Annotated in this window: 10 protein-coding genes; 6 read left to right on the top strand and 4 right to left on the bottom strand. The window is 69.1% G+C overall.

Annotated elements, in window-relative coordinates:
* From MW084_RS08900 to MW084_RS08885, 4 genes are all read right to left on the bottom strand, one after another.
* The coding region (locus MW084_RS08900) for a helix-turn-helix domain-containing protein (protein WP_275563812.1) at positions 1-641 on the bottom strand (641 nt) is incomplete at its 3' end.
* A 289-nt stretch (positions 642-930) separates the two neighbouring features.
* On the bottom strand, positions 931-3,225 hold the full coding sequence (locus tag MW084_RS08895) for a glycosyltransferase family 4 protein (RefSeq protein ID WP_086024613.1): 2,295 nt from the start codon (positions 3,223-3,225) through the stop codon (positions 931-933).
* A 141-nt stretch (positions 3,226-3,366) separates the two neighbouring features.
* Positions 3,367-3,969: an acyltransferase gene (locus MW084_RS08890; RefSeq protein ID WP_010476265.1), complete on the bottom strand. Its 603-nt coding sequence runs from the start codon at positions 3,967-3,969 to the stop codon at positions 3,367-3,369.
* 81 nt (positions 3,970-4,050) lie between these two features.
* A complete protein-coding gene (locus MW084_RS08885; RefSeq protein ID WP_010476267.1) occupies positions 4,051-4,329 on the bottom strand; it encodes a hypothetical protein in 279 nt (92 codons plus the stop codon).
* Positions 4,330-4,362: 33 nt separating this feature from the next.
* On the opposite strand from MW084_RS08885, the gene MW084_RS08880 reads away from it, so the two are divergent.
* The 6 genes from MW084_RS08880 to rpmA all read left to right on the top strand — a co-directional run bounded on the left by MW084_RS08880 (position 4,363) and on the right by rpmA (position 9,293).
* Positions 4,363-6,192, top strand: coding sequence for a polymorphic toxin-type HINT domain-containing protein (locus MW084_RS08880; RefSeq protein ID WP_010476268.1), 1,830 nt, complete (start codon positions 4,363-4,365; stop codon positions 6,190-6,192).
* Positions 6,193-6,282: 90 nt separating this feature from the next.
* Positions 6,283-6,627, top strand: a complete 345-nt coding sequence (locus tag MW084_RS08875) for a hypothetical protein (RefSeq protein WP_158684388.1) — start codon at positions 6,283-6,285, stop codon at positions 6,625-6,627.
* Between the two features lie 23 nt (positions 6,628-6,650).
* Positions 6,651-6,866 (top strand): DUF6881 domain-containing protein, encoded by a 216-nt coding sequence (locus MW084_RS24545; RefSeq protein ID WP_372500030.1) that lies wholly within the window; start codon positions 6,651-6,653, stop codon positions 6,864-6,866.
* Positions 6,867-6,900: 34 nt separating this feature from the next.
* A complete protein-coding gene (locus tag MW084_RS08870) occupies positions 6,901-7,989 on the top strand; it encodes an IS630 family transposase (protein WP_255128825.1) in 1,089 nt (362 codons plus the stop codon).
* 714 nt (positions 7,990-8,703) lie between these two features.
* Complete coding sequence (rplU, locus tag MW084_RS08865) at positions 8,704-9,024, top strand: 50S ribosomal protein L21 (protein WP_010476312.1); 321 nt, start codon at positions 8,704-8,706, stop codon at positions 9,022-9,024.
* A gap of 14 nt (positions 9,025-9,038) precedes the next feature.
* Positions 9,039-9,293: a 50S ribosomal protein L27 gene (gene rpmA / locus MW084_RS08860; RefSeq protein ID WP_010476314.1), complete on the top strand. Its 255-nt coding sequence runs from the start codon at positions 9,039-9,041 to the stop codon at positions 9,291-9,293.
* Positions 9,294-9,354: the final 61 nt, after the last annotated feature.

Genomic DNA, 9,354 nt, shown 5'->3' with positions numbered 1-9,354 from the left:
GGTTTGCGGCGGGTGCGGCCGGAACGGATCGCGGCCTGCACTTCCCGCTTCAGGCCGCCGCGGGCCTGGAAATACAGCGCCTGGTAGACCGTCTCCACGCTCACCCGCATGCTCTCGTCGTCGGGATGCTCCATCCTCAGAGCGTGGCAGATCTGCTCCGGCGACCACCTCTTGCGCAGTGCGTCCTGGACGAAGCGGCGCAGCCGTCCCTCGCGCAGCAGTTTGCGGTCCTTGGGCCGGGGCCTGCGCGCTGCGGCGGCCCGGTGGGCGGCGTAGGGCTGGTAGCCCTCGCGGCCGGCGTTCGCGTCGATCTCCCGCTTGATGGTGCTGGCCGGCCGGCCCAGGGCGCGTCCGATCGCCCGCAGCGAGTGGCCTGCCGCACGTAGATCACGGATCTGCTCGCGCTCGGCCAGAGTCAAGAACCGGGGATGCAACTGCTTGTCCAGGGCCGTCAGACCCACTGATGCTGTGGTCACACCGCACATCGTGGCGGTCCCCGTCGCGTAGTCGACACGGCGGCCGTCGACATACGTCCTGGTCGTTGCGGTCTTCTTGACGCCCCAGTCCCAGTCCCTGGCCGTGCGCTCGTTCACCCCGACGCGCCGGGCGGCCTCGGACTGCGAGGTGCCCGTGGCGCGCAGTCGCTCGTACTCGTCCCGCCGAGGATGCCGACGCGGCAGGCGCTGCGAACGGTGTCCCGCCCTCCGGGCCCAGCCGAAAGCGGTGTTCCGGTTCACCCCCAGCTCACGCGCCACCACCGTCACGTTCCCCACAGCATCCAGCCGCACGAGGAAACGCTCCCGCAACCCCACAAGATCACGTTCAACACCCACGGTCCTCGCAACTCCCACAGATCACGGGTGTTGCGAGGACCGATAGAACCCAAGTCCCCCGGGCGGGGCCTCTCCTCGTGTCCCGCTCAGCGGGCCGTCACTCCGGGTCGTACGCGGTGCGGTCCAGGCTCGCCGTCACCTTCAGGTGCGGGTGGGACTTGGCCCACTTCCAGCCCGTCACCGTGGAGTTGATGTCGCTGACGAACACGGTGTCCACCATGTCCAGACGCAGCTCCGGAAGCACCCGCTGCTTGGCGATGCGGGCGAACAGCTGCGGCCTGACCTCCCGGTAGCCCCGGTTGAAGACCTTCTTGTGGAAGGCGTTGGCGACCTTCGTGTGGGCCCGCTGCACGGTCGCGACGGCCAGCTCCGGGCCGATCGCCTCGCGGTTCTTCGCGGCGAGCCGCCGTGCCCGCCGCAGCACGGCGCGGGGCGCGCGGTAGACGAGGAACCGCTCGGCGCGCGGGATGTGCAGCTTCTTCTCGGCGTCCTGGATGCTGACGACGGGCACGTCCGGGTCGAGGCGCAGCCCCTCCCACAGGGCCGGCGACTGGGCGGTGACGAGGGTGACCTCGACGCCCTTCCCGACGAGGTGGTTGGCGAAGTCGACGATCCGCCGCGGCTTGGCCGGGGGCAGCGCCAGGACGACGGCCCGCCCGACCGGCTCGTCCGGACGGACAGCGGGCGCGGACCCGGCGGGCTCGGCGGATCCGGCGGGCTCGACCTCGGCGGGCGCCTGCGTCCCGGCGGGCTCGGCGTCCCCGGCCGCCTCGGCGCCCGCCCCGTCCACGGCCTCCGGCTCGGTCTCCGGCTCGGGGTCCGGCACGGGGGGCATCGCGCCCCCGTACACCTCGACGAGCCGCTTGCCGACCGCCTCGCAGCCGATCCGGCTCTCCAGCACCTCGCGGGCCGCCGGCAGGTCCAGGGCGCCGGCGCGGTCGCGCAGCTCCCGGTACGCGTCGACGATGACCCGCGGGTCGTCGCTGACGTCCATGAGCGCACCGGCCAGCGTCTCGATGCCCCTCAGCGTCTCCTGGGGGCCGCCGCTGCGGGTCGTGAGCACGGGGAGGCCGGACGCGATCGCCTCGACGATCGTCATCCCGAAGGTCTCCCGCCTGCTGGCGTGCACGAGCAGGTCGTACCCGTGCATCAGCGGGCCCACGGCCTCCGGGGCGACCGGCGGGAGTATGCGGAAGCGCTCCCCGAGGCCCAGTTCGGCGCCGCGTGCGCGCAGCTCCTCCTCGGCGGTGCCGTGCCCGACCATCGTGAGGGTGGCGCGCGGCTCCTCCGCGGCGACCAGCGCGAACGCCTCCAGCAGCTCCTTGACGCCCTTCGGCTCGACGAGCCGGCCGAGGTACAGCCAGCGCAGCAGCTCCGGGGAGCGCTCCGGGCCCGGCGTGAAGCGGTCCAGGGAGACCGGGTTGGGCACGACGCCCACCTTGTCCGCGTACTGCGGGAAGCGCCTCAGGACCTGCTCGCGCAGTGCGGCGCTGACGCACAGGAAGGCGTCGGCGCGCTCCAGCACCTGCTCGTAGAGGTCCGCCGCGGGGGCCTGCGCGAAGACCCGCTCCAGGAACGAGGCGTGCTCGGTGACCACGACGCGGGCGTCGGGGCGGGCCAGCCGGGTGGCCAGGACACCGCCGTAGATGCCGGTGTGGGCGTGGACGACCGGCGCCTCGATCCGCCCGCCGGGCAGGGCGCTGCGCAGCGCCTTGACCTGCGCCTCGACCCAGGGGGCGTAGTTCTTGCGGGAGGTGATCGGCACGGGGACGCGCACGACGGTCGCCTCGTCGGTGTCCACGACGTGACCGAGGGCGTTGCGTTCCCGCAGGCGGTCGGTGGTCACCCGGATGGCGTCGCTGAGCGCGGCGGACCCGCGGCCGGACCAGTCCTCGGTGTGGAAGACGGTGACGCGGTCGTAGTTCCCCGCGACGGCGGCCGTCGCCGCCTGCACGAACGATCCGGCGTACGGGTTGTTCGGCGACGGGTACCACGGGGTGAGGACGGCCAGGTCGGCCGGCTCCACGACGCGGCCCGCGCCGTACGGCTCCAGCATCAGCGCGACGCCCGGCCGGCGGCGCTTGGCGATCCACGCCACGGGCAGCGCCTGCGCGTCGCCCGCGATCACCGTGTCGGCCGTGGCGAACGGCCCCGACCTGGCGGCGGCCAGCCTCTTGGCGGAGCCCCAGGCCGTGCCGTTCTTGTCCGGGGTGACGCGCAGTACGCTCACACCGTCCAGTCGGCCCAGCTCCTCCAGCGCCTCACGCCACTCGGGGGCGTCCAGCACGACCAGGGAGACCCGGGACCCCGAGGAGGCGAGCTCCTTCACCTGCTCGCGTGTCGCCCGTACTCGGTATGTGCCAAGCGCGAGATAGAGCACGTGGCTGTTCATCTGGATCCCTTCGCCCTTTCACCTGCACGCCGCGCACCCGTGCGGCGGAAGAGTCCCCACGGGGTTCGGTACGGAGATACAGCGCGGCGGCACCACCCTACCGAAGGCGGTGCCCCCTCCCGGCACGCGGCCGGGGCGCCGTCAGCGCCCGTCCTCGGTGAGGACGCCGTCCTTCTCCCGGTACAGGGCGCCGGTCTGCGGGCACTCCCACACGCCCTCCTCGCCGGCCCGCTCGACGAGCCGGACACCGGACCTGCCGACCCAGCCGATCCGCCGCGCCGGGACACCCACGACGAGCGCGAAGTCCGGCACGTCCCGCGTGACGACGGCACCCGCGGCGACCATCGCCCAGCGCCCGACGCGCACCGGCGCCACGCACACGGACCGCGCGCCCAGCGAGGCGCCCTCGCCGACCTTGACGCCGACGGCCTCCCAGTCGCCGCCCCGCTTCAGCTTGCCCTCGGGATCGACGGAACGCGGGTTGTGGTCGTTGGTGAGCACCACGGCGGGACCGACGAACACGCCGTCGCCCAGCTCGGCGGGCTCGTAGACGAGCGCGTAGTTCTGCAGCTTGACGTTGTCGCCGATCCTGACCCCGCTGCCGACGTACGCGCCGCGCCCGACGACGCAGCCCTCCCCGAGGCGGGCGTTCTCCCGGATCTGCGCGAGCTCCCAGACGCTGCTCCCGGCCCCGATCTCGGCGGTCTCGTCGACCTGGGCGGTGGGCTGGACCCTGTAGTTCACTCTGCTGTCTCTTTCGGGGGACGGCGGAAGTCTTCGCGCCAGAGCATACGCGGGCGCCCGCCGCGCCCGGCGCGCGGCGGGTCAGGGGGAGTGCGGCCAGACGAGCATCAGGTACACCCCGTACGCGGTGGACACCCCGACGGCGGCGCCGAGGAGCGTGTACGTGGTGGACGGCCGGGCCGCCGCGAGGGCGCGCGCGGCCGGAATCAGCAGGGGGAAGGCGGGCAGCAGGAAGCGCGCCTTGGAGTGGAAGTACCCGGCCCCGCCCACGGCGATGAGCAGCAGCATCCCGGCGTAGACCAGCAGGATGACGGGCTGGCGCTGCTGCACGCAGACGGCGAACATCACCACGGCGGCCACGACGGTGGCGGCGACGGTGGCGGCGACGCCCAGGTGCTCGCGTGGAACGACCAGGGCAAGCTCGCCAAGGTCACGGAGGCCGGCGGCGGCGAGACCACGTACCTGTACGACGCGGGCGGCAACCGGATCCAGCGCAAGGACCCGACCGGCACCACCGTCTACCTGCCCGGCATGGAGCTGAAGCTCTCCGCGGACGGCACGAAGACCGGGGCCACCCGGTACTACACCTTCGCCGGCCAGACCGTCGCGGTGCGCACCGACGACAACAAGGTCTCCTTCGTCGCCTCCGACCACCACGGCACCGGCGAGGTGGCGGTCGACTCCGCGACCGGAGCGGTCTCCCAGCGCCGCTTCGACCCGTACGGCGTCGAACGCGGTCAGGCCACCGGCACATGGCCGGGCGAGAGGGGCTACGTCGGCGGCACGCTCGACAAGTCCACGGGCCTGACGCACCTCGGCGCCCGCGAGTACGACCCCGTGATCGGCAAGTTCATCTCGGTCGACCCGCTCATCGACTACCTGCAGCCGCAGCAGATGAACGGGTACGCCTACGCGAACAACAGCCCGGTCACCCACTCCGACCCGAGCGGTCTGATCCTGCCCGAGTGCTGGTTCGGCCAGATCCGGTGCAGCGGCGGGCGTCCGATCACCGGCGCGGCCGCCCCCGTGGCGGAGGCCGAGCAGGAGGTGCAGGAAGCGGACAACGCCGTACAGGCCGCGCAGACGCACCAGAGCAGCACCAAGCGGCAGATCAAGAAGACCGTCAAGGCGCTCGTCAAGATCATCAAGGACGAGCTCGGCATCAACGCCGCTTTCGACTGCGTCTCCAGCGGCGACATGGCGGCGTGCGGGGAGACACTCCTCAACATCGCCGGCAGCTTCGCCGGAGGCATGGCCGGGAAGCTCCTGGCGAAGTACGGGCTGCCCTGGAACCTGGAGAAGGGCTACGCGCTCGGCAAGAAGGTAGCCGGCCTGGTCGACGACCTCATCGGCGGCGTCAAGGACTACTTCAAGGCCGGCGAGGCCCTGAAGTCGGCCCAGGGGGCGCTCTCCAAGGCGCAGGACAAACTCGCGGCGGCCAGGAAGAAGGCCACCGCGGCCCTCCGGAAGGGCGGAGATGCCTGCGAGGCCAACCACAGCTTCCTGCCCGGCACACTGGTGCTCCTCGCCGACGGCACCAGCAAGCCGATCGAGGAGGTGCGGCTCGGCGACAAGCTGGCCGTGACGGACCCGGAGACGGGCGAGACCACGGTCCGCGAGGTCGCTGGAACGATCGTCACCGAGGACGACAAGCACTTCGTCGACCTCACCGTCGAAGGCGAGAACGGCGAGCCCGAGGCGCTGGTCTCCACCACGACGCACCCCTTCTGGGTGGAGTCCGAGAACCGGTGGATCGAGGCCGGCGACCTCAGGCCCGGCATGGAACTGCGCACGCCTGACGGTGATGCGGTTCCGGTGAAGGCCGTCCACCGCTTCGACGAGCGCCAGCGCACCCACGACCTGACCCTCACCGAAATCCACACGTATTATGTGGTGGCGGGGGCTACGCCGGTATTGGTGCACAATGATGGCGGCGAGCCTGTCACTGATGACTTCAATCAGGCGCGAAATCAGGCTCTGGATTGGCCGAGTTCTCGCGGGTTCAAAGCTGAAAAAGTGACACTGGGTAAGTTCGGGACGATCAAAGGTAAGCCCGTCGGCATGCAGACGGCCAACGGCAAGACGGGATTCCGGATCGAATTCGATGACCGAAGTGGGGCTCACATTAACGTATGGGCGGGCAAGGAAAAGGGTCCGCACTTCCAATTCAATGCCACTGAGGCGATCGTGACGAAGCTTCAGGGTCTGCATGGATGCGGTTGATGGAGGAGCGATTTGACTGGTGATTATTGGAAAGAGGAGGTATTCTCCGTGCCGCCTCTAGCCGCCCTAAGGAAAACAAGCGCGTCAGACGTGTTCGATTGGCTGGAACTCCATTTTCCTTTTGCGGGAGGGAAGATCGATTGGCGTCACGTTGGTGGGAGGCACAGGCATTGGAAAATCGATGATGAGCAGTTGCTCGCAGCGAGCGCATCCAAAGAAATTTGTGCACGAATCAGGCCAGGCTCTGTAGTCGAGCACGTAGGAGACGGGCTTTCGCCCTACGGTGTGCGTTTTACCGGGGATGAGGCCGCTTCGGTTACGGCCGCACTTCTTGAGGTGCCGGAGCATCACTACTTCCTCGCAGAGGATCGAGCGTGGATTGTAGCGGTCTCCTTCGAAGGTGACTTGGATGTTTTGGATCGAGTCAGCACCTAGCTAAGCTCCGGGAGGGGCAAGAGGTGAGATGCGCCAAAGTTACGTGGGGACGCAAATTCATCGATTATCCCATGCTGTACCTGAGTGGACTTGGCGGTGATGGCTACGAGGCTCGGAAGGTGCAGTTCTATCGGGATGGTCGGTCCGAGGGGGCCGGTGGAAGTCACGAAGACTGTGAAGGTCGGGCTCTCGGAAATTTCACTTCCGTCACTCGAAGGAATCTCTATCTAGTGTTCTGAGTCGTTAGTTCGTTGGCGGTTGTAGGGTTGGGGGATGCCGGGTCCGAAGCCGTTGTCATTGGAGTTGTCCGAGCGCGAGCGCAGGGTTCTGCGGGGCTGGTTGCGCAAGCGGACCGCGGGGCAGGCCCTGGTGCTGCGCGCGAGGATCGTGCTGGCGTGTGCCGAGGGCCGCCCGAACGCGCAGGTCGCGCAAGAGCTCGGTATCTCGCGGGAGACGGTGCGCAAGTGGCGGTCCAGGTTCGCTGCCGACCGTCTTGAGGGGCTGGTCGACGCTCCGCGCTCCGGTGCCCCGCGCCGGATCACCGACGAGCAGGTGGAGTCCCTGGTCGCCCGGACCCTGGACCAGGCGCCCCCTTCGGGGGATTCGCACTGGTCGACGCGGTCGATGGCCCAAGCCGCGGGCATGTCGCAGTCGGCCGTCTCGCGGATCTGGCGGGCGTTCGGCCTCAAGCCGCACATCGTGCAGACATGGAAGCTGTCCACCGACCCGCAGTTCGTGACCAAGGTCCGCGACGTGGTCGGCATCTACCTGTCCCCGCCGGAGAACGCCCTGGTGCTGGCGGTGGACGAGAAGTCGCAGATCCAGGCCCTGGACCGCACCCAGCCGGTGCTGCCCATGTCGCCGACCACGCCGGCGCGGATGACGCACGACTACGTCCGGCACGGCACCACCAGCCTGTTCGCCGCCCTGGACATCGCCTCCGGCTCGGTCATAGCCCAGCACTACCGACGCCACCGCCACCAGGAGTTCCTCCGTTTCCTGAAGACCATCGACGCCGCCGTACCCAAGAACCTGGACCTGCACCTGGTCCTGGACAACTACGCCACCCACAAGACCGAAGCGGTCAAGAAGTGGCTGCTGCGACACCCCCGCTTCCACCTGCACTTCACCCCCACCTCCGCCTCCTGGCTCAACCTCGTCGAGCGCTGGTTCGCCGAGCTGACCTGCCGCAAACTCCGCCGCTCGGCCCACCGCAGCGTCACCGAACTCGAACGCGACATCCGCCGATGGATCAACGAGTGGAACAAGAACCCCAAACCGTTCGTGTGGACCAAGACCGCCGACGACATCCTCGGCACCCTCGCCGCGTACTGCACACGAACTAACGACTCAGGACACTAGGGGGCCTGGCGCTGAGCTGGTCGGCTCAGAAGGCTTCGTGCATGGGCTGAGGTGCAGGTCAACTCTTGATGGGTTGGCGATTCGCCGTACGAGGTGCTTGGAGTTGTAAGGTCTGCGGATCTCATTCTGAGCCAAATGCCTCTGGGGCCCGCCGCTATGCGGCGGGCCCCAGAGGCATTTGGCGGCAACGTCGGCGGACGGCTGCTGTAGTGGGTGGGTCGTTGGGTCGTTGCCGGTGGGGTTGAGCGCGTTACTGAGGGTATTGATAGCTCGCCGTTAAAGGTGGGTTCGGACATGGGCATGGATGCCAGTGGTGATACCAATGTGGGCGTGGTCGAGAAATTCATTACTGGCAGTGAGTTCGACGTCTTGCTTCGGGAGCAGGTTCGCGGTCGGGTGGCGGAGGTCGTGGGAGCGGATGTGCCCGAGCCGGGTCCGAGTCGAGGCTCGTGCTGTTGCTCTGTCTCCACGCCCCTCCCGGCAACCCGCTCCGATACCCCCCNNGCCCGCAGGGCGCCCCCGCCCAGTTTGACCGCCCCGACACGGGGACCTAGTCTTGACCGTCGGCGTGTTTCCATGCGCGCCAGCTCCTGAGCACCTTCCCTCCCGGCCAGGGCCGGGGGAGGCCGTTCCGACCATCCGGTCCAGTCGCGGGCCACGCCCGTGCGGGCGGCTGGCGTCAGGGGTTTCCGTTTCGAGCGAGGAGAGATCCGCGTGTACGCCATCGTGCGCAGCGGTGGTCGCCAGCACAAGGTTGCTGTCGGCGACATCGTTGAGGTTGACAAGATTTCCACTGCCAAGGTTGGCGACACGGTCGAGCTCTCGACCCTGCTCGTTGTCGACGGCGACGCCGTGACCAGCGACCCGTGGGTCCTGGCCGGGATCAAGGTCCAGGCCGAGGTCGTGGACCACCACAAGGGCGCCAAGATCGACATCCTGCGCTACAAGAACAAGACCGGCTACCGCCGTCGTCAGGGCCACCGCCAGCAGTACACGGCGATCAAGGTCACGTCGATCCCGACGGCCGCGAAGTAAGGGACTGAGGAGACATGGCACACAAGAAGGGCGCATCGTCCACCCGGAACGGTCGCGACTCCAACGCTCAGCGGCTCGGCGTGAAGCGCTTCGGCGGTCAGGTCGTCAACGCCGGTGAGATCCTGGTCCGCCAGCGCGGCACCCACTTCCACCCGGGCGCGGGCGTCGGCCGCGGCGGCGACGACACGCTGTTCGCGCTGCAGGCCGGCTCGGTGCAGTTCGGCACCTTCCGCGGTCGCAAGGTCGTGAACATCGTCCCGGTCGCCTGATCCGACCGGACGCTTCGCGAGGGCGGACCTCTCCTCCCGTACGGCACGCGCCGTGCGGGAA

The organism is Streptomyces sudanensis (assembly GCF_023614315.1).
Taxonomy (GTDB): Bacteria; Actinomycetota; Actinomycetes; order Streptomycetales; family Streptomycetaceae; genus Streptomyces; species Streptomyces sudanensis.
Note: the sequence above shows the minus strand (reverse complement) of the source record. Positions and strands in the feature narration are given on the sequence as shown.

Coding starts and splice junctions, on each gene's coding strand:
- MW084_RS08895 (WP_086024613.1), bottom strand. CDS start 3,225: ATGAACAGCCACGTGCTCTATCTCGCGCTTGGCACATACCGAGTACGG.
- MW084_RS08870 (WP_255128825.1), top strand. CDS start 6,901: ATGCCGGGTCCGAAGCCGTTGTCATTGGAGTTGTCCGAGCGCGAGCGC.
- rpmA (WP_010476314.1), top strand. CDS start 9,039: ATGGCACACAAGAAGGGCGCATCGTCCACCCGGAACGGTCGCGACTCC.